19 protein-coding genes and 3 pseudogenes are annotated in these 19,241 nt (G+C 61.3%); 12 read left to right on the forward strand and 10 right to left on the reverse strand.

Annotated features, from left to right (window positions below):
- Positions 1-184: 184 nt before the first annotated feature.
- Both B3I26_RS06595 and B3I26_RS06600 read left to right on the forward strand, forming a co-directional pair.
- On the forward strand, positions 185-1,906 hold the full coding sequence (locus B3I26_RS06595) for an amidase (RefSeq protein ID WP_296256274.1): 1,722 nt from the start codon (positions 185-187) through the stop codon (positions 1,904-1,906).
- 11 nt (positions 1,907-1,917) lie between these two features.
- Positions 1,918-2,673, forward strand: coding sequence for a creatininase family protein (locus B3I26_RS06600; RefSeq protein ID WP_296256276.1), 756 nt, complete (start codon positions 1,918-1,920; stop codon positions 2,671-2,673).
- Positions 2,674-2,677: 4 nt separating this feature from the next.
- On the opposite strand, the gene B3I26_RS06605 is transcribed toward B3I26_RS06600, so the two are convergent.
- Positions 2,678-3,541, reverse strand: a complete 864-nt coding sequence (locus tag B3I26_RS06605) for an aldo/keto reductase family oxidoreductase (protein WP_296256278.1) — start codon at positions 3,539-3,541, stop codon at positions 2,678-2,680.
- A gap of 112 nt (positions 3,542-3,653) precedes the next feature.
- On the opposite strand from B3I26_RS06605, the gene B3I26_RS06610 reads away from it, so the two are divergent.
- From B3I26_RS06610 to B3I26_RS06625, 4 genes and pseudogenes are all read left to right on the forward strand, one after another.
- Entirely contained in the window at positions 3,654-4,550 is an 897-nt protein-coding gene (locus B3I26_RS06610) for a LysR family transcriptional regulator (protein ID WP_296256280.1), read from the forward strand.
- A gap of 84 nt (positions 4,551-4,634) precedes the next feature.
- Positions 4,635-5,426 (forward strand): annotated as a pseudogene (locus B3I26_RS06615) (ABC transporter permease).
- Between the two features lie 139 nt (positions 5,427-5,565).
- On the forward strand, positions 5,566-6,336 hold the full coding sequence (locus B3I26_RS06620) for a class I SAM-dependent methyltransferase (protein ID WP_296256281.1): 771 nt from the start codon (positions 5,566-5,568) through the stop codon (positions 6,334-6,336).
- 26 nt (positions 6,337-6,362) lie between these two features.
- Entirely contained in the window at positions 6,363-6,674 is a 312-nt protein-coding gene (locus B3I26_RS06625; RefSeq protein WP_296256283.1) for a cupin domain-containing protein, read from the forward strand.
- 75 nt (positions 6,675-6,749) lie between these two features.
- Here the strand turns inward: B3I26_RS06625 and B3I26_RS06630 are convergent, their stop codons facing one another.
- Positions 6,750-7,604 carry a LysR family transcriptional regulator gene (locus B3I26_RS06630; RefSeq protein WP_296256285.1) on the reverse strand — a complete coding sequence of 285 codons (855 nt, stop codon included), beginning with the start codon at positions 7,602-7,604 and terminating at the stop codon, positions 6,750-6,752.
- A 74-nt stretch (positions 7,605-7,678) separates the two neighbouring features.
- On the opposite strand from B3I26_RS06630, the gene B3I26_RS06635 reads away from it, so the two are divergent.
- The gene (locus B3I26_RS06635; protein WP_296256286.1) at positions 7,679-8,698 is read left to right on the forward strand and encodes a DMT family transporter; all 1,020 of its coding nucleotides are present in this window, start codon (positions 7,679-7,681) and stop codon (positions 8,696-8,698) included.
- A gap of 16 nt (positions 8,699-8,714) precedes the next feature.
- Here the strand turns inward: B3I26_RS06635 and B3I26_RS06640 are convergent, their stop codons facing one another.
- The 5 genes and pseudogenes from B3I26_RS06640 to B3I26_RS06660 all read right to left on the reverse strand — a co-directional run bounded on the left by B3I26_RS06640 (position 8,715) and on the right by B3I26_RS06660 (position 12,860).
- Positions 8,715-9,557, reverse strand: a complete 843-nt coding sequence (locus B3I26_RS06640) for a hypothetical protein (RefSeq protein WP_296256483.1) — start codon at positions 9,555-9,557, stop codon at positions 8,715-8,717.
- 63 nt (positions 9,558-9,620) lie between these two features.
- Positions 9,621-9,935: pseudogene (locus tag B3I26_RS06645) on the reverse strand (manganese efflux pump); the annotation flags it as partial.
- A gap of 44 nt (positions 9,936-9,979) precedes the next feature.
- Positions 9,980-11,170, reverse strand: coding sequence for a GAF domain-containing sensor histidine kinase (locus tag B3I26_RS06650; protein WP_296256288.1), 1,191 nt, complete (start codon positions 11,168-11,170; stop codon positions 9,980-9,982).
- 367 nt (positions 11,171-11,537) lie between these two features.
- Positions 11,538-11,840, reverse strand: a pseudogene (locus B3I26_RS06655) (DeoR family transcriptional regulator); the annotation flags it as partial.
- 129 nt (positions 11,841-11,969) lie between these two features.
- Positions 11,970-12,860, reverse strand: coding sequence for a pseudouridine synthase (locus B3I26_RS06660; protein ID WP_296256291.1), 891 nt, complete (start codon positions 12,858-12,860; stop codon positions 11,970-11,972).
- Positions 12,861-13,444: 584 nt separating this feature from the next.
- On the opposite strand from B3I26_RS06660, the gene B3I26_RS06665 reads away from it, so the two are divergent.
- Positions 13,445-13,711 carry a hypothetical protein gene (locus tag B3I26_RS06665; RefSeq protein ID WP_296256292.1) on the forward strand — a complete coding sequence of 89 codons (267 nt, stop codon included), beginning with the start codon at positions 13,445-13,447 and terminating at the stop codon, positions 13,709-13,711.
- Positions 13,712-13,751: 40 nt separating this feature from the next.
- On the opposite strand, the gene B3I26_RS06670 is transcribed toward B3I26_RS06665, so the two are convergent.
- The 3 genes from B3I26_RS06670 to B3I26_RS06680 form a co-directional block, all read right to left on the reverse strand.
- Positions 13,752-14,003, reverse strand: a complete 252-nt coding sequence (locus B3I26_RS06670; protein ID WP_296256294.1) for a glutaredoxin family protein — start codon at positions 14,001-14,003, stop codon at positions 13,752-13,754.
- 45 nt (positions 14,004-14,048) lie between these two features.
- On the reverse strand, positions 14,049-15,134 hold the full coding sequence (locus tag B3I26_RS06675) for an acyltransferase family protein (RefSeq protein ID WP_296256296.1): 1,086 nt from the start codon (positions 15,132-15,134) through the stop codon (positions 14,049-14,051).
- Positions 15,135-15,254: 120 nt separating this feature from the next.
- On the reverse strand, positions 15,255-16,463 hold the full coding sequence (locus B3I26_RS06680) for an ammonium transporter (RefSeq protein ID WP_296256297.1): 1,209 nt from the start codon (positions 16,461-16,463) through the stop codon (positions 15,255-15,257).
- 352 nt (positions 16,464-16,815) lie between these two features.
- Between B3I26_RS06680 and B3I26_RS06685 the strand changes: the two genes are divergently transcribed.
- The 4 genes from B3I26_RS06685 to B3I26_RS06700 all read left to right on the forward strand — a co-directional run bounded on the left by B3I26_RS06685 (position 16,816) and on the right by B3I26_RS06700 (position 19,160).
- Positions 16,816-17,130 carry a DUF883 family protein gene (locus tag B3I26_RS06685; RefSeq protein ID WP_296256299.1) on the forward strand — a complete coding sequence of 105 codons (315 nt, stop codon included), beginning with the start codon at positions 16,816-16,818 and terminating at the stop codon, positions 17,128-17,130.
- A gap of 5 nt (positions 17,131-17,135) precedes the next feature.
- Positions 17,136-17,522 carry a phage holin family protein gene (locus tag B3I26_RS06690; protein ID WP_296256301.1) on the forward strand — a complete coding sequence of 129 codons (387 nt, stop codon included), beginning with the start codon at positions 17,136-17,138 and terminating at the stop codon, positions 17,520-17,522.
- Positions 17,519-17,860 carry a hypothetical protein gene (locus B3I26_RS06695; protein ID WP_296256303.1) on the forward strand — a complete coding sequence of 114 codons (342 nt, stop codon included), beginning with the start codon at positions 17,519-17,521 and terminating at the stop codon, positions 17,858-17,860. The genes B3I26_RS06690 and B3I26_RS06695 overlap by 4 nt, the downstream gene beginning before the upstream one ends.
- A 136-nt stretch (positions 17,861-17,996) precedes the next feature.
- Positions 17,997-19,160, forward strand: a complete 1,164-nt coding sequence (locus B3I26_RS06700) for an EAL domain-containing protein (protein ID WP_296256305.1) — start codon at positions 17,997-17,999, stop codon at positions 19,158-19,160.
- The last annotated feature ends 81 nt before the right edge of the window (positions 19,161-19,241 follow it).

A 19,241-nucleotide genomic window follows, 5' to 3' on the forward strand; every position in this document is an offset into this window, starting at 1 on the left:
GGGCAGAGAGTATCGATCAAACGCTCGTGCCGGTAGTGCCCGCTTGGTGTTAAATACACCACCCGGATGACCACTACAGCCGGCTCCGGTACGCCCGAGAGCACGCAGCGAAACGGAAAAGCACGATGAAAAGCCCATTCGAAGCACCCCTAACCCTTCATTCCAGCGCACTGGCGGTGAACGCATGATCGAAGTCACCGAAGTGCCCATTGCCCAACTGCGTGCTGCACTGGCGTCAGGCCAAACCACCTCGGTCGAACTGGTGCAAGCCTATCTGTCGCGGATCGATGCCTACGACGGTCCTGAAACCGATGCGGCACTCAATGCCGTGGTCGTGCGAAATCCCGACGCTCTGCAAGAGGCCCGCTCAGCCGATGCACGCCGCGCCAATGGCCAGACCCTGGGGCCGCTGGACGGTATTCCGTACACCGCCAAGGACAGCTACCTGGTCAAAGGCCTGACTGCAGCGTCGGGCAGCCCCGCTTTCGCTAACCTGGTCGCCTGCCGCGATGCGTTCACCATCGAGCGCCTGCGTGCGGCCGGGGCCATCTGCCTGGGCAAGACCAACATGCCGCCAATGGCCAACGGTGGCATGCAGCGTGGGGTTTACGGTCGCGCGGAAAGTCCGTACAACGCGGCTTTCCTTACCGCTCCCTTCGCCTCCGGCTCTTCCAACGGCGCAGGCACGGCGACCGCGGCCAGTTTTGCCGCGTTCGGGCTGGCCGAGGAAACCTGGTCCAGCGGCCGTGGCCCGGCGTCCAACAATGGCTTGTGTGCCTACACGCCTTCGCGCGGGGTGATCTCAGTGCGCGGAAACTGGCCGCTGACGCCGACCATGGATGTGGTCGTGCCGTTCGCACGGACCATGGCCGACCTGCTCGAAGTGCTTGAGGTGGTGGTCGCCGAAGACCCGGACTCCCGAGGCGATCTCTGGCGCTTGCAGCCATGGGTACCGATCCCCAGCGTCGCGTCCGTGCGCCCGGCGTCCTATGCCGAGCTGGCGGTGAAAGCCGACGCGCTGGCAGGCAAGCGTCTGGGCGTGCCGCGCATGTACATCAATGCCGACCCCGAGGCGGGCACCAGCGACTCACCCGGCATCGGCGGGCCGACCGGGCAACGCATCAACACCCGGCCGTCGGTGATCGGTTTGTGGCACGAGGCGCGCAAGGCCCTTGAAGCGGCCGGTGCCGAAGTGATCGAAGTCGACTTCCCGCTGGTCTCCAACTGCGAAGGCGACCGTCCCGGCGCGCCGACCGTGTACAACCGCGGCATCGTTTCCAAGGAATTCCTGCACCACGAGTTGTGGGACCTGACCGCCTGGGCGTTCGATGATTTCCTGCGCGCCAACGGCGACCCCACGCTGAACCGGTTGGTCGATGTCGATGGCCCGAACATCTTTCCCCATGACCCTGGCACCCTGCCCAACCGCGAAGGCGATCTGGCCGCAGGGATGGACGAATACGTGCGCATGGCCGAGCGCGGCATCACACCCTGGAACGAGATCGACACCCTGGCTGACGGTCTGCGCGGCCTGGAGGAAACCCGGCGCATCGACCTGGAAGACTGGATGGACGCGCTGGGGCTGGATGCGGTGGTGTTTCCGACGGTGGCCGACGTCGCGCCAGCCAACTCGGATGTCGACCCTCACTCGGCAGACATCGCCTGGAGCAACGGCGTGTGGGTCGCCAACGGTAACCTCGCTATTCGCCATCTGGGCGTGCCGACCGTCACGGTACCGATGGGCGTGATGCCGGACATCGGCATGCCGGTGGGCTTGACCTTCGCTGGCCGCGCCTATGACGATTCGGCACTGCTGCGCCTGGCATCGGCGTTCGAATCGACAGGCAGCAAGCGAAGGGTGCCGCCGCGTACTCCGCCGTTGTCTTCCCCCACCCAGCCGGCCTGAGAGAGAACAGCATGCTTTTACACCTGTCGACCTGGTGCGAGATCGAAGCCTTCCTGACCCGCAGTCGTACCATCGTGGTGCCCATCGGCTCGAACGAGCAGCACGGGCCGACCGGTCTGTTGGGCACCGACTGGATGTGCCCGCAAATCATTGCGCATCACGCTCAGAAAAATGCGGACATCCTGATCGCTCCGACTTTCAATATCGGCATGGCGCAGCATCACCTGGGCTTTCCCGGCACGATTTCCCTGCGTCCATCGACCTTCATCGCCGCCATCGGTGATTGGGTACGCTCACTGGCCGGCCACGGTTTCGAGAAGATTCTGTTCCTTAACGGTCATGGCGGGAACGTCGCCTCCATCGAAGCGGCCTTCTCGGAACTGTACGCAGAAGCGAGTTTTGCCCGACGCCCTGCCGGCTTCGCGTTGAAACTGTGCAACTGGTGGGACCTGGAAGGTGTCGGCCAATTGGCCCACGAGCAATTCCCGATCGGGCATGGCTCCCACGCCACGCCCTCGGAAATCGCAGTGACTCAGTGGGCCTATCCCGAGGCGATCAAATCGGCGCCCTACTCGCCGAACATCGCCTCGACAGGCCCTATTCGAGAGGCCCGCGATTTCCGCGCACGCTACCCGGACGGCCGCATGGGGTCGGACCCAGCCCTGGCCACCCCGGAAAAGGGCGGCGCACTGGTGATGCTTGCGGCGAAGGGCCTGGTGCGGGCGGTCGATGCGTTCAGCCGGGAACGTGCTCCCGATCCAACATGAGGGGCTAGGCCACCGCATCCAGTTGCGCCAACACTTCTGGCGGGATCTTCAGCTCACTGGCGGTCAGGTTCTCGCGCAAGTGCGCCACCGAAGACGTGCCTGGAATCAGCAGGATATTGGGCGAGCGTTGCAGCAGCCAGGCCAGCGCCACGTTGAGCTGCGATGCCCCCAGGCCCCGGGCGACGTTGGCCAGCACATCCGATTGCAACGGAGTGAACCCGCCGAGCGGGAAAAACGGCACGTACGCGATGCCCTGTCCGCGCAGCTCGGCAATCAATTGCTCGTCGTCGCGATGGGACAGGTTGTAGTGGTTCTGCACGCACACCACCTTGCCAATGCCCTGTGCTTGTTTGACCTGTGCCGCGCTGACATTGGAAAGGCCCAGATGGCGAATCAGCCCTTGCTGTTGCAGCTCGGCCAGGGCAGTGAATTGTTCCGTGATGGACTCCTCGCCCGGCGAATGCATATTGCCCCACGCGCGCAGATTGACCACCTCCAGCACGTCCAACCCCAGATTGCGCAGATTATCATGCACCGCCTGAACCAATTCGGCGGGGCTTTGCGCCGGGCTCCACGAGGCGTCGTCGCCACGCCTGGCGCCGACTTTGGTGACAATCGTCAGATCGTCGGCGTAAGGATGCAGCGCTTCCCGGATCAGCTGATTGGTGATGTGCGGGCCATAGAAGTCGGATGTGTCGATGTGATTCACGCCAAATGCCACCGCTTCGCGCAGCACGGCGATAGCGGCTTTGGGATCCTTGGGCGGCCCGAACACCCCGGGGCCGGCCAGTTGCATGGCGCCGTAGCCCATGCGATTCACGTTTCGATCACCGATGCGCACAGTACCTGCGTGGCTGGCATGGCTCATTTCATTTGCCTCTATCAACGTATGTCCAAGCACTATAGGCGTTGACCCGCCGAGCGATAATCAGGTGCAATCGGCACGGGTTGTACGGCTGATCGAACAATGGCGGTGAGTGATGGCGGCAGATATTCAGGACCTGATGGCCTTCGTGTCCGTGGTCAAGGCAGGCGGTTTTCGCGAAGGAGCAAAGGCCAGCGGTAGATCGGCGTCGAGCCTGAGTGATGCAGTGCGGCGTATCGAGTCGAGCCTTGGTGTACGCCTGCTCAACCGCACCACCCGCAGCGTAGTGCCGACCGAGGCTGGCGCGCGGTTGATGGAGCGCATCGTGCCTGCCCTTGGCGAGGTCGAGTCAGCGCTGGACGTGGTCAACGATTTTCGCGATCGACCGTCCGGTACCTTGAAGCTCAATGTGCCCGCCAGCGCCGCGCGGCTTGTGCTACCGGCGATCATCACGCCGTTCCTGCAGGCCCACCCGGATATTCGACTGGAAATCATCGTCGAGGAAAGCTTCGTCGACATGCTTGCGGCCGGCTGCGACGCCGGCATTCGCTACGACGAACGCCTGGAGCAAGACATGATCGCCGTGCCGATCGGCCCGCGGTTTCAGCGCTTTGCCACAGCCGCCTCCCCTGCCTATCTCAATGCCAAAGGCCGCCCGCAGCACCCTCGGGAGCTGCTTGATCACGCCTGCCTGCGGGGCAGATTCCCCAGCGGTTCGATGCCTTTGTGGGAGTACGAGAATGACGGAGAAATCGTCCGCGTCGACCCGACCGGGCCTTTGGTGGTGAACATCGCCGGCGCGGTGGATCTGGCCGTGCAGGCCGCTATCGACGGGCTGGGCGTGGTCTTTCTGTTCGAAGACTGGCTGCGTCCACACTTGGACAGCGGCGTCCTGGAACCGGTGCTCGAACCGTGGTGGCAGACGTTCACCGGCCCACTGCTCTACTACCCAGGCCGCCGCTATGTGCCCTCGCCGTTAAGGGCGTTTGTGGACTTCATAAAACAGCGCTGAAGCGGTCACTGCCTCAAGCGATCGCGGCCATGTACAAATGATCGCTGACCCACCCCAGGGCATGTTGCTGTCGGAAGTACGGGCATGAATTATCAGCGTCTGTCAGCCATGGATCTGGCCGTCGCTGCCGCGCTTATCCTGATCAATGGCGCGCTATCGCTGATCCTCAAGCTGGGGATGGGATTCCGGTTGCCATGGGCGTCGGTGCGCACCGTGGTCCAGCTGTAGGCCGTCGGCTACCTGTTGGGCCGGGTGTTTGCCTGCGCCCATTGGTATGTGGTGTTGCCGCTGATGTGTCTGATGACCCTGATCGCCGGGATCAGCGCAGCCGGTCACGGCAGACGCACCTACACCGGGCAGTTGTTCGACAGCGTGGTATCGGTCTGGAGCGGCTCCTGGCTGGTGACGGCCATTGGTTTGTTCGTGATCCTACGCATCCACCCTGGTACGAACCGCAGTACGCCATTCCGATTCTGGGGATGATCCTGGGCGATACGCTGACAGCCGTCTCGTTGGGTATCGAGCGCATGACCCAGGAACTGGTATCGGGTCGCAACACTGTCGAAATGATCCTGGCATGGGGAGGGACGCGCTGGGAGGCCGCTCAGGGAGCCGCGCGGCAGCCCGTTCGCGCCGGGATGATGCCGACCTTGAACCCGATGACGGTGGTCGGCATCGTCAGTCTGCCCGGCATGATGACGGGGCAGGTACTGGCAGGCGAAAACCCGATCGAGGCGGCGCGCTATCAGATGGTCATTTCTGATCGCGGCCGGTTCAGCGCTGGGCACGGTCGTCGCGGTACTGCTGACGTTCAGGCGGCTGTTCTCGGCCGATCACCGCTTCATGCTTCATAGACTGGTGGCGCGCAGTGGATGAACGCCCGAGCACATAACCCATCCAGGTTGCAGAGCAAGCAACTCCTTAGCGGCATTGATGAACCGTTAGGCCTGCTTATCAGCATCTGCCATTTGCCGCATAATGCGTCGGCCACTTTTCCACGATGAGATCGCCGACCATGTCAGTCGTTCACCAGGCAGCGCAGGTGGGGTTTTCAACGCAAGCGGGTACCTATACCCAAGGACGACCGGATTATCCGGACGAACTGAACACCTGGCTGCGACACACGCTGGGCATCGACGCCCAGTCGTCGGTGGTGGATTTGGGCGCTGGCACTGGCAAATTCACCCGATTACTCACGCCACTGACCGATCACCTGACGGCCATCGAACCGGTGGAGCCCATGCGACAGGAGTTCGCCAAGAATCTGCCCGGCACATCCATCATCCACGGCACGGCCCAATCCCTGCCCCTGGCCGATGCCAGCGTCGACGCGCTGGTGTGCGCCCAGGCATTTCACTGGTTTGCCAATGACGCCGCGCTGGCCGAAATCCATCGCGTGCTCAAGCCCGGCGCGCGTTTGGGTCTGATCTGGAATGTGCGCGACGAAACAGTGGACTGGGTTGCCGAAATCACCCGGATCATCACGCCATATGAAGGCGACACCCCGCGCTTTCACACCGGCCACTGGCGTCAGCCGTTTACGGGACGCTACTTCACGCAGCCCGAACTGACCTGCTTTAACTACACGCACGCGGACAGCGCCGAAACCGTGATCATGAACCGCTTTCTGTCGGTGAGCTTCATCGCCGCGCTGCCGGAGGCCGACAAGGCCCTGATGACCGAACAGCTGCGTGAACTGATCAACACCCACCCTGCCCTGCGTGATCGCCAAACCATCGAATTCCCGTATCAGACCCAGGCCTACCTGTGCCGTCGGCTGGATTGACTGATTCATTGATTGAAGGTAAGCCCGTGAAGATCATCCGCAGTAAATCGTTCACCGGCGAGCGTGCCTGGGCGGCGCTGGACATCGCCAACATGAACGGCATCACTACACGGCTGCACTGGACCGACCAGCCTTACAAATGGCATGTGAACGACGGCCAGGAAGTCTTCGCGGTACTCGATGGCCGCGTGGAAATGCACTTCAAGGTCGACGGTGTCGAGCAATCGACGATCCTGGAAACCGGCGATGTATTCTACGCCTCTGTCGGCACCGCCCATGTGGCTCATCCATTGGGCGTGGCGCGAATTCTGGTGGTGGAGAGCGAAGGAAGCGTCTGATGGCACCGCAAGACCGGGCGACGCCGCCGTCCGGTCGATCCTGTCGCGGTACGGCCTGCCGGTGCATGCGTACGGCTACATCCGAAAATACTGCTGCATTGCCCGGGCAAGCAGATCGACTGCTTGGTCCCCGTACGAAGACGGGCTGCGCAGGAACACCACCTCGTGTTCGGGCATGACCGGCAGCCCGTCCAGAATCTGCATGGACTCGGTAACCTTGCCGCGGTCGATCAGGCTGATCGCCAACCCCGCCTCTACGCACGCCTTGATCGCTTGGTTGGAGGGGCTTTCGAGCACAATCCGCGAGCGACGGCCAAGGGCCCTTAGCGACTCGTTCATGAGCTGGCGATAAGGGCACTGCGGGGCGTGTACCGCCAGTGGCAGAGGATCAAGCGATGCGAGACTGACATTGGCTGGCCCTACCCAGACCGGAGTGGTGGACACCAGTACCTGCGCGTCGTCACCTGAACAGCCTTTGCTCTGGGTGATCACGGCCGTTTGCAGCTTACCCCGCTGGACCTGCTCCCTAAGGGCATGGCTGGGCGCTGTCCTGAGTTCCAGAACGACATTCGGCCACGCCGCGGTAAAGGACGGCAGGATGTCCTTGATGACATGCCGGGCGTACTCGTCGGGCACGCCGAGGGTTATTCGGCCCGCCAGGTGCGTACCGTGCAGATCAGCCAGCGCCTGGTCGTGGGTGCGCAGCAACTCGGTGGTCGAGACCAGCAGGCGTTTGCCCAAAACGGTCAAGGACACCGACTGGTTATCGCGATTGAGCAGCCTTCCACCCGCTACCGCCTCCAGGCGCTGTATGTGCACACTGACCGCCGCCGGGCTCTTGTGGAGTTGCTCGGCAGCGGCGCTGAATTTGCCGATACGCGCGACCGCATGAAAGGTGCGGACCAGGTCGATATCGAGAATGGAGGTCATGGTTTAGCCTTTTTAAACTATTACTGCACGATATTTTGATTTTCAAGATTACGCCGGTTTCGTAGCCTGTGCGAATGAATCAGCCAAAATCGACCTCACCCCGCGCATCATCCCAGTCCACCAAGCATCCGATATTTGCGCTGCCGTTGCTTGAAGCCGCACTGGTGCTGACCTGGAGTTCGGGCTTCATCGGCGCACGCTTTTCCATTGATTACGCCCCGGCGCTGCTGGTGGTGTTCTGGCGCTGCGTGATGGTCAGCGTTGTGTTGTTCCCCTTCGTCGCCAGCCAGCTATGGCAAGCCCCCATCGGCGTATTGCTCAGAAATGCCGGAATCGGCCTGCTGGCCATGGCCGGTTATCTGGCGGGTGTAACCCAAGGCATCGCGCTGGGCGTTCCGGCAGGGCTGGCGGCGTTGTTCGCCGATTTACTACCGCTGGGCATGGCGTTGCTGGCCGCTGTGGTGCTCGGTGAACGGCTGGTGCGTCAGGCCTGGGCAGGGCTGATCGTCGGCCTGATCGGAGTGGTCTGGGTGACGCACGGCGCCCTGGCCTGGGGCAATGCGCCGTTATGGGCTTACAGCCTGCCGCTGGCGGGCATGCTATCGCTCGCGGTGGCGACCCTCTGGCAAAAACGCGCCAGCGCTTCAAAGCCGCTGGGCCTGCTGCCGAACCTGTGGTTGCAATGCTTCGTTTCCAGTTTCGCCTTTGCCGCCATCGAAGGCGTGCGTGGCGGTCTGGCGCCGATCCCGAGCACCGGCTTTGCCCTCAGCGTGTTGTGGACCGTGGGCCTTTCGACAATGGGCGGCTACGGGCTGTACTGGCTCTGCCTACGCCGTGCCAGCGCCACGCGCGTGGCCAGTGTGCTGTACCTGAGCCCACCCCTGACCATGCTGTGGGCATGGGCCATGTTCGATGAGCCGCTGTCCTGGCAAATGGCATCGGGAATGGCGATTTCAGCAATCGGAATCGGGCTGGTGGTGCGCGCCGAAGCACGGCAGGCCAAGCGCGATTCACCGCGGCCGGCGCAGGTGCTGCGCCCGGCCTGCGCACCTGACAGCAGCGACGCCGCCCGTAGCGTTGCGTCGGGCGAATAGCGCTGACGGCTGATCGTCATTTGGCTGCCTGATCATCCTGCCCCGGCACCAGCTCCAGGATCCGGTTGCGTCCGCCCTCGGCCAGCAGGTAGGTGCCGCGGTCAGTCGGCACGATGGACTGCGGCGCCTTGAGAAACGAAAGGATGGTCCTACGCTTGCCATCCGCTTCGATCAGCAGCAGGCGCGCACGATGGGTGGCATCTTCGCTGATCCACAGGCCACGCTGGTCGCACATCAGGAACGTCGGCTGATTAAGATTGCTCAGCACCACCGGGTCGCGACCATCCTCGGTCAACTGATGCACCACGCCTTTTTCCTTCTCGGTGTAAAGCATGCGGCCATCGGTGCAGCGGGTGATGGACTCGGTTTCAGACAGCCCCTCACGCAACACCGTCAGCTTGCCGTCACTCCAGTGGTAGCGCAGCAGCCGGCCATCGCCCTTGCGATCTTCGATGGCGTACAGGTCATCGCCCTCGTTCCACAGCCCCTGCACATCCGCCCCCTTGAACAGCGAGGTCACTTGCCCGTCCTTGAGGAAGCTGACCATCGCGCCTTCGATTTCCTGACTGAACACCCAGCCACCTCGCGCCGCTATCATGCCGTCAGGCTTGGACAGCCCCTGGACCACCGTCTCGCGTTTACCATCGGCCAGGATGCGCACGATGCTGCCTTTGCCATCGCGCAGTTCCTGACTGACCACCAACGAGCCATCACTGGCGGGCACCATCGATGCAGCTTTGGGCACATCCTCATGCAAGACCTGATACCGCCAACCTTCGTTGGCCTGCACCGGATAAAAATTTTGCCAGGCAAAAAAGCCCGCCGTTGCGAGAAGCACCACCGCCGGCACGATCAGCATCAGCGTGTAGCGTCGCGTGGACGTTTGCGCGGGATAGGGCGTTTGCAGTGTTTTATTCATGAATCAGCCTACCGAAAGATGCTCATAGAAGAGGGTTTCGCCGACCATTATCAACACAATATCGCCAACAATCTCGGCGCGTTTGCCCACGACCGGTCCCAACACCCGGCCAAGCATCACGCCGAGGATGACCATAACCGTGGTGGCAGCGCCGATGGCGGCGGCCGCCACCAGGATGTTGACGCTGACGAACGCCGGACCGACGCCGAACGCCAACGTATCGATACTGGAAGCAAATGCAGTAACGGCAAGGATCAGGAAGGCGGGCTGGTCGGGCTTTTGCTCGGCCCCATCATCGTGCTTGAAGCCGTTGTGGATCTGCGCACGTTCGCCGTACAAGGCGGTAATCCATCGCCCGCCGCTCACTCGACCCCGGCCGGAAAACGCGCAATGAAGCAGGTGCCCTGTTCATCTGATGAACTGACCGATAGCGTACCGCGATGGCCATTGACGATTTGCGCGGCAATATACAGCCCCAGGCCCAGGCCTTCTTCTCTGGAACTGGCTTCGGAGCGCTTGAAGGGCTGAAACAGCAAGGGCATCGACGCCTCGGGGATGCAAGGGCCCTGGTTAGTGACCGACACGACCAGGTCGCTGTCCTCCATACGAGTGCTGAGTTCGATGGGAAACTGCCGCGAACCGTGCTTGACGGCATTGCCCAGCAAGTTGGAGAGCAACTGGCCGATGCGCGCCGGATCGCAATAAACGCCGCAGGGGATGGCCATGCTCTGGTGGATCTTCACCTCGGGCTCAGAGGCACAGATTTCGGCCATCACCGAGGTGAAGACGCCCTGCAGGTCATCCACCACAGTGCGCCGCACCGGAATACCGCCCCCCAGCTTGCCACGGGCAAAATCCAGCACGTCCTCGATCAACGCTCCCATGCGCTGCGAACTTTTGCGAATGGCGCTGGCCAAGCCGCGTTGGCGCGTGTCCTCAAGCCGGGATTCGAGCAGATCGGCGCTCATGCGAATGGCGCTGAGCGGCGTTCGCAAATCATGACCCAGCACCGCGATGAACTGTTCTCGCAGACGCCCCACTTCCGTGGCGTCGGCCAGTTCGTGTTCGGATTTTTCCAGGTTTTGCTGCATGTCCAGGTGCATCGCAATCAGCTGTGCGAACAGGGTCAGGGTCTTGAGTACGGCGTTTTCGTCGAAATGCGCAGGGAGGGTGTCGATGGCACATAAGGTGCCGAAAAACTCCCCATCGGCCTTGATGATCGGAATCGAGGCGTAGCTTTCCAGGTGATAGGTTCTGGTCGTGTGGTGTTGCGAGTAAAACGGGTGTTCACTGGCGTGAGTGAAAAGCACGGGCTGATGGCTCTGCCGGATCTCATGACAGATGGTCGATTCCAGCACCAGCTCGCCGCCGGGCTCGAGGCCGAAACTGATCGCATCATCGACAGCGCAGGCCACCCAGCGCCGATCGGTGACCCGAGCGATCGCCGCAAAACGCATGCCGGTCACATGCTTGACCATGCTCAGGATGACCGGCACGGCGTCGATCCTCGCCACGGAGGCGATATCGTGGGCAAGCGGAGATATGTCAGGCATACGGTCGCCACGTAAAAAGATGGGATGCGACGTGTTCGTCACTGCCAGCGGGACTGCCAGCAGATCGATATTAACCCAACTGTGCCCCGACGCCATTGCCCAATCGGGCAAATCGCAACCTCCTTCGACCACATTACGCGGTACGGCGCCCGGCGCGATAAACGGGACTGCCGGTGCACGGCAGATCGCCAATCACGTCGAGCACTGCCCCGCATGCTGTTGGAGCCTGCGGGGCAGAACCACAAGCCGCGGGCGTTGCAACCGCGGTATTGTGCAGCCTCAGCTCACCAGGCCTGGCGCCGGGCCCAGTTCCGCGCGCAGTTTGCTCAATGCGGCGTACGCCTTGTCACGGTAGGCCAGCAGCTCGGCGCGCGGCGATCACCGCCATGCGCTGCTTCTGTTCAGCCTCAAGGATCACCCGATGATGATGGGACGGCTCGCTGGCCATCTGGCTGGCCAGACGCACTCCGCCGGGCACCGGGAACACCAGCCCCTCCTGCTCCAGTATTGCGATGTCGCGGCGCACGGTCATGTGCGAGCAATTGAAGATTTCGGTCAGCTGCATGACGCTCAAGGTTTGTTCGCGACGCAGCCTGCGAATGATCATCTCGCGACGCTGGGCCGGTTGGACCGGCGCGGCGTCAGGTGACGGGAGTTGATCGTCGGTCATGGAGGCTCTTGCCGTGGAAATGGAACGCATAGATTAACGTACAACGCCTGGCCCTGTAGCCATCCGGCTATCCAGCGGCAGCGAGCATGTGGACGCCGCCGCCGTCACGCCGTGGTGGCGGTCCTGAAACTACCACTGCAGCTTGATCTGGCTCTCGAATACCCGTTCTTCCCCGGTTACCGGATCGACAAAACGCAACCCCTGCGCCAGCAGCTTCAAGGGTTTGTCGTAATCGTCCACGGCGTCCTTAATCACGTCCGGGTAAAACGGATCGTTGCAGATCCCCGCGCCCAAGGCCGTCATGTGCACCCGCAACTGATGCTTCTTGCCAGTCACCGGATACAAACCGTAGCGCCACAGATCGCCGTTGCGCTCACACACTTCGATCCGGGTTTCGGTGTTGCTCTGCCCCTCCCCTTGCTGCATGCGAAAGAAAGGCTCGCCGTCCACCAGGCGACTTTTATGCACCCTGGGGAATTCAAGCTCAGGCAATGCGCCAGCGATGGCTTCATAGCGTTTATCGATCCGGCGCGTCGGGAACAATGCCTGATACGCCGAGCGACTGAGCTTGTGGGCGGAGAACAACACCAGGCCCGCGGTATGCCGATCGATGCGATGCAGCGGTACCAGGTCAGGGTTATCCAGGGTGCGGATCAGTCGGCGCAAAAGGGTCTGTTCCACATATTCCCCGGCAGGTGTGACAGGCAGAAAATGCGGTTTGTCGGCCACCACCAGATGCTCGTCGGCATAGAGAATCTGCTCCTGCACCGGGATCGGCGTCTCGTTGGGCACTTCGCGAAAATAATGAATGCGCAACCCCTCGCGATAGGCAAGATCCCTGGCGATAGGCTGGCCTTGGGCGTCCAGCACTCGGCCTCGGGCAATCCGGTCAAGCCACTGCGCCCGGCTGATGGCGCTGAACCGTTCACACAGGCAATCAAGCACGGTGAGCCAAGGACCCGGTGGCAGGTAGAGCGTACTGGCTTGGCGGGCAGCAGGGATGAACGTGGATTCAGACATGGGCGACTCAGGACCGAAGGTGGCAGATACGACAAGCCCGGCATTATCGCCCAGCCCCGGCGCGTTGCGCGAGCAGGGCCGTCGTCGCGTGTCTGGCCTCCAGCACAACTGATGAAGCCTCATGCGGCTGTGGTTCGGCTTGCCGACGGTAGCGATTTCGCGCACGCGACTGCGGCGATTCCTGCTCTCACAAAATGCGCAGCCTGTTATGAAGAGCTCTAGTCTGCGTCGCGATAGCCGCGCGCGACGTTTTGTCGCAGCGTGAAGCCATACCAGTTGTCAGACATCTACATAAGAGCGGTAGAAGCCGAAATTTATTTGTTCTAAAATGTTTCGAACTCGGCAAGCAGGCGCGAAACCGAATCGACATGCTTAAGGTAATGATCGAATTCGAAAACGCCTGCCGGACCTGGACTCATAAAAAGAAAGCCCGTCATCGACGGGCTTTTTTCGTTTTCAGCGTTTGTCCAGCGCCTCCAGGGCGCGAACGCCGGACTTGCAACGTCGGCACTGAAAACCCGAGACACCCCGGTGTCCTGCACTGCCCACGACCGATTTCGTATTTCAACCTTGAGGTTATGCACATGCTGGTTCAATTGTTTCAATGGATTAAACGCCTTTCGACGGGCACCCCTGCCGAAAGCGAAGACAGCTATTCGCAATCGTTCTCCGACGACGAAACCGACGTAGGCCGCTGGACCTTCATGTCCGTATTCATCGTCTTTACCCTGAGCCTGTACATCGTGGCCGGCCTTGGCTACTACGCTAAAGTCCATGTCTGGGATGGCATGAGCGAAGCGCAGAAGCAAGCAGTCGCCAAAGCCATGGTCGTCGACACTCAGTATCTTTGAGACGGGCGTTCTGCGCCGCGCCGCGGCCCAGTCGCGCCCCCTAGCTTTTGACCTGATCGCGCAAAAAGCACACCACCTGCCTGGTGTCGAACGGCCAGTCCAGTTCGGCGCCGGTATCGGTGCGGCGCAGCACTGGAATGCGCAAGCCGTAGAGGTCATTCATGACGTGGCTATCGGCGATGTCCACCAATTCGACCAGCAAGCCATGCTCCACCAGAGGCATCAACTCGGCCTCGGCGACCTCGCATAAATAACAGCCCAATGTTCCGAACAGCTGGCATTCCGGCGGCATGTCCTGTCCCTCTGCGTGCAGGATTTCAGAAGCTGGATGGCCAGTTTAGGCCCGCCCTGAAATACCGTCGAGGTGCATATGCCGTCTGGAAAAAGCGTTGGCCCGGTCCAGCACTGGCTTCTCGAACCAACGATACCCCACCCACCCGTAGCACAATACCGCGGCCACCATCAGTGCCGCGAACAGTGCGTTGTCCAGCAGGCTGTTCGGCCAGTTACCGAACATTTGCCAGAAACGTCCGACTACGCCTAACACCAGCAAATGAGACAGGTACAGGGTGTAGGACATATCACCCACCGCCACCAGCCACCCAGGCACCTTTATAAGCCGACGTCGCTCCAGCAGGGCCAGAGCGAATATCAGCGTGCCAAACACCGCGCCCACCGAAAGCATGCGCAACATGCCTTGATCGTCGAACAGCCGGTAATAGCCGATCAATCCTACGCCCGGCAGCAGCGCGGCAAACAAAGCCACAGCAACCGCCGAGGTCGGAATACGGCCGCTATACCGACCGTAGAAAAGCAGCGCCAGGGCAACGCCGAGGATGAACTCCAGCGCATACGGATGCAGGACGATCTTCAGCGCGGGACTATGGTCCTGCCAGTTCTCAAAGCTGTTGAATAACACCAGAATCAGCGCCCAACCCGCGAGAAACGCCGGTAACCAACGCTCGCGAAAAAACATCAGCCCGGTAAACACAAGGTAGAACCACAACTCGAACAGCAGCGACCAGGCAACCATCACCAGCAGCACGCGATCATTGGGCAGCAGCAGGAAAGACATCAGCAGGTTGGACGACCCGTGACTGCTGTTGACCAGCGTCGGTTGTACCAGCACCACCGCCAGGGTGATGAAGTAATACAGCCAGTAAGTAGGGTAGATCCGCGCAAGGCGATTGAATATAAAGCGCCGGCACTCGGCGATGTTCTGAAAGCGCCCACGGCTGACGATCACCATCACGAAACCACTGATGACAAAGAACAGATCGACGCCCAGCTGAAAGAAATCCAGCCACGGCGGCAGGAGAATGTCGCCGCCGGCGTACTTATGCTCCACGGCGGTCATGTGAAACAGGACCACGCCCAATACCGCCAAGCCCCTCAAGCCCTGAAGGGCATACAAACGCTCCATCGATCGCTCCTACAACAGACGCAACCCAGCGGGTGCGGCAAATCAGGAATGTCGAGAGGGATGCAACCGGCCATGCCCGCCCTCTCGGGGCTAAGCATAGCCAAGCGCTCACGTCGTGCATTAGTCGTGACTGACAGCCCCGATCTTGTGAATCGACAGGTCGGCGCCGTAGTACTCCTGCTCCTGACTGAGCCGCAGCCCCAGGCACAGCTTGATCCCGCCATACACCGCGAAGCCCCCTACCAGCGCGACCAGGACCCCCAGTGCAGTGCCGATCAACTGGCTCACCAGGCTGACGCCGCCGATGCCGCCCCATGCACTCTGGCCGAAGATGCCACAGGCAACGCCGCCCCAAACGCCGCACAAACCGTGAAGTGGCCAGACGCCCAGCACGTCGTCGATCTTCCAGCGTACCTGGGCGGCAGTGAAACACCAGACAAACAGTGCACCGGCGACGATCCCGGTGGCGAGCGCGCCCACCGGGTGCATCAGGTCCGAGCCGGCACACACCGCCACCAAGCCAGCCAGGGGACCGTTGTGCAGGAAGCCCGGGTCGTTGCGACCGACGAGCAGCGCCGCGACCGTGCCTCCCACCATGGCCATCAGAGAATTGACCGCGACCAGTCCACTGACGCCATCCAGGGTCTGTGCACTCATGACGTTGAAGCCGAACCAGCCGACGATGAGAATCCATGAGCCCAATGCCAGGAACGGTATGCTCGATGGCGGATACGCCACCAGCTTGCCCTCTCGATACCGACCATTGCGGGCACCGAGCAGCGTCACCGCCGCCAGCGCCAGCCAGCCGCCCATGGCATGCACCACCACCGAGCCTGCGAAGTCATGGAAGCTGGCGCCGAAGGTCTTTTGCAACCATGCCTGTAAACCCAGGTTGCCGTTCCATACCATCCCTTCGAAAAACGGATAAACGAATGCCACGATCAGCACCGTCGCGCACAACTGCGGCGCGAAGCGCGCGCGCTCGGCGATACCACCGGAGATGATTGCAGGAATGGCCGCAGCGAAGGTCAGCAGAAAGAAGAACTTCACCAGCCCGTAGCCGTGATCGGTCGCCAGCACGCCGGCCGGTTGCAGGAAGGTCACGCCATAGGAAATCCAATAACCGACGAAAAAGTAAGCCAGGGTGGACACCGCAAAGTCACTGAGGATTTTCGATAACGCGTTGACCTGGTTTTTCTGCCGGACAGTGCCGACCTCCAGAAAGGCAAAACCGGCATGCATGGCCAGGACCATGACCGCGCCGATCAGAATGAACAGGGTATTAGAGCTGTGGAGGAGGGTTTCCACCGCACTTTGCACATTTTCCATGGGGGGCAGGCCTGCAAATAACGAAAGCACCAAGGCTGAACAACGTTCTTCTCCCACGGCAGGAACGACACCATATTGGTGCAGATCAGCGGGGCATGACCCGATTTGGCGCATGCCTGGAGGCGAAAAAATTGAACGCCGAGGCGTTTTTCTCGGTTTTTTGGTTTTTGATCAGTGTCTCGGCAATTCGCTGACACAAACGCTCCGTCGTGGAGCGCTCCGCCTCCCTGGCGCACCGGCAAGAAGCAAGAGCTATACCACCCGGCACATGGCAAGTTGAAGGAATTGGAATGAACCTTCACGAATGGGCCATACTCGAAAGCCCATATTGCCCCCTTACTCGGAGAACACCATGGCTCGCCCAACCGCAGAGAAAGCCCAGGAAGTCTTGATGTCGGACTTCCAGACACTGGTTGCAGACACGGAAAAATTGCTCGCACATACAGCCTCTCTCGCTGGCGAACAGGCCGACGAACTGCGCGACCAGATCAATGAAAGCCTGCTGCGTGCCCGCGAAACCCTATCAGTGGCCCAAGCCGCCTTGCGCGAACGCAGCCAGGAAGCGGTCGTTGCGACCGAAGAATATGTGCAGGCCAATCCGTGGCAATCGGTCGGCATCGCGGCAGGAGCCGGCTTCCTGCTCGGTCTGCTGGCTACCAGGCGCTGATTGCTATGACACCAGGGACAGGTCCAATCGAGACCGAAAATACTTCGTCGCCCCGCCGCCTTGGCGCAGCTTTTCTAGGCCTGCTGCACAGTCATGTCGAGTTGTTCGGCATCGAGTTGCAGGAACAGAAAGCGCGCACTGTCAGCCTGCTGCTGTTCGCAGGCCTGGCACTGGTGTTCGCCTTGCTGCTGCTGATCGGGCTGTCGGCGCTGCTGCTGATTCTGGTGTGGGACAGTTATCGCCTGTACGGCATCATCGGTCTTTGCGCGTTTTATACCCTCGCCGCGCTGTTCTGCGCCATGCGCCTGAAGGCCGCGATCTTCGATGAATCCTCGCCATTTCACTCCACCCTGGAAGAACTGGCCAATGACCGCGAGCGACTGATGCCATGAGTACGCCTGATTCGCCCCAGACGCATAATCGTCGGGAACTGCGCAAGGCGCTGATACGCCTGCGTATGGAAATGCATCGCCAGGAAATTCGCCACGAGTCGACGCAACTGATGCGCCCTCTGCATCGAATGCGCGGCATGGCCCATGACCTGCCCGGCTCGCTGGGCATCAAGCATGCTCCACTGTGGGGCGTCGGTGCGGTGTCACTGCTGGGCTTTCTTACCGGCAAAGGCGCGCGCAGCAAACGTACCGGCAGTGTGACGCGCTTGGTCAAGCTCAGCGCCAGCGTTATGCCCATCATTAGGCTTATTATTCAGAGTTCCGGTCGCCGCCGCTGAGCCGGCCATTTGGCTGCATTCTTGCAAATAAACCCTAGGCCGCACCGTCGCACCACGACTTACGTGGGGCGACGGTGCGGCATTCGTTTAAACGATCAAGCCAACGGCCGCCGCCACCCACCACAAAGGACACCCTGTGATCGATGGGCAACCGCTCGCTTGCTTTCAGCCGTTCATCGATACCGCCACCGGCCGTATTGCGGGAGTAGAAGCACTGGGGCGCCTGCGTCAGGAAGACGGCCGCCTGTTATCAGTAGGCCCGCTGTTCGCCGATCCTAGAAGACCAGCGGTGGAGCTGCGTCGCCTGGATAGACTGATTCGAGGCAATGCGCTGAGTCGTTTGCATCAGGTGCCGGATGATTGGTTCCTGAGTCTGAACATCTCGCCACGCTGGATCAGTCGCGTGCGCCCCGAACAGCCCCTGCCCAGTCTCAAGCAACTGCAGCAACACGGGATTGCCCCGCAACGAATCGTCTTCGAGATCACCGAACTGGGTGGCGACAGCCAGCGAATGAGTGAGGTCGTGGCGCGCTATCGCCAGGCAGGCGCGCGCATTGCCATTGACGACTTCGGCGCCGGCTACTCGCAGCTCGACCGGGTACTGGCGTTGCAGCCGGACATCCTCAAGCTCGACATGCGCCTGTTCCAGGCCGCCGCCCGTGGCGGGCCCAGCAGCGACGTGGTCAAGGCGCTGGCGCAGATGGCCGAAAAGACCGGTTGCTGGATCATTGCCGAAGGGGTGGAGACTGAGGCAGAACTGAGTTTTGCGCTTGAATGCGGCTCTCGCTACGTTCAGGGTTTTCTGTTTGCTCAGGCAGAGGAACATTTCTTCCGCGCCGACGCTTTTGTCGATCGTTTCGCCGAATTGCGCGACCGCTACGTGATGCAAAAAGTAGTAGACCGCGAGCGCTGGATGCACCTGCGCAAACAGCTCAGCCAGCTTATGCAGCAGCTCCAGGTCTGGGCGCAGAACCACGCGTCGCTGGAGCAGCTGCCCGATGTGCAGGCCTACCCCTGGCTGTTGCGCTTTTACCAGTGCGACCGACACGGCACGCAACTCACACCCAACCTGGAGCTGAGTGACGGGACGTGGATCGCCGATGCCCGCTACATGGGCCACAACTGGTCCTGGCGTCCGTACTTCTACCACCTGCTTGCCGAAGGCTGGCACGAGCGCCGCCTGACCCTGTCCAACACCTACCGCGATGCGACAAGCAACCAGTATTGCCTGACCGCCGGACAATTCTTCGATGACGGCCAGCGCCTTCTGCTGATTGACGTCGACGCCGTAGGCTTCTGAACGTCCGTTGTCGCTATGTTCTGCTTGCAGCCTATCGAACGAACCGGGAAGCTAGGCCGTTAATTACCCGATGGAGTACCG

Source organism: Pseudomonas sp. UBA5706, assembly GCF_002419965.1.
Taxonomy (GTDB): Bacteria; Pseudomonadota; Gammaproteobacteria; order Pseudomonadales; family Pseudomonadaceae; genus Aquipseudomonas.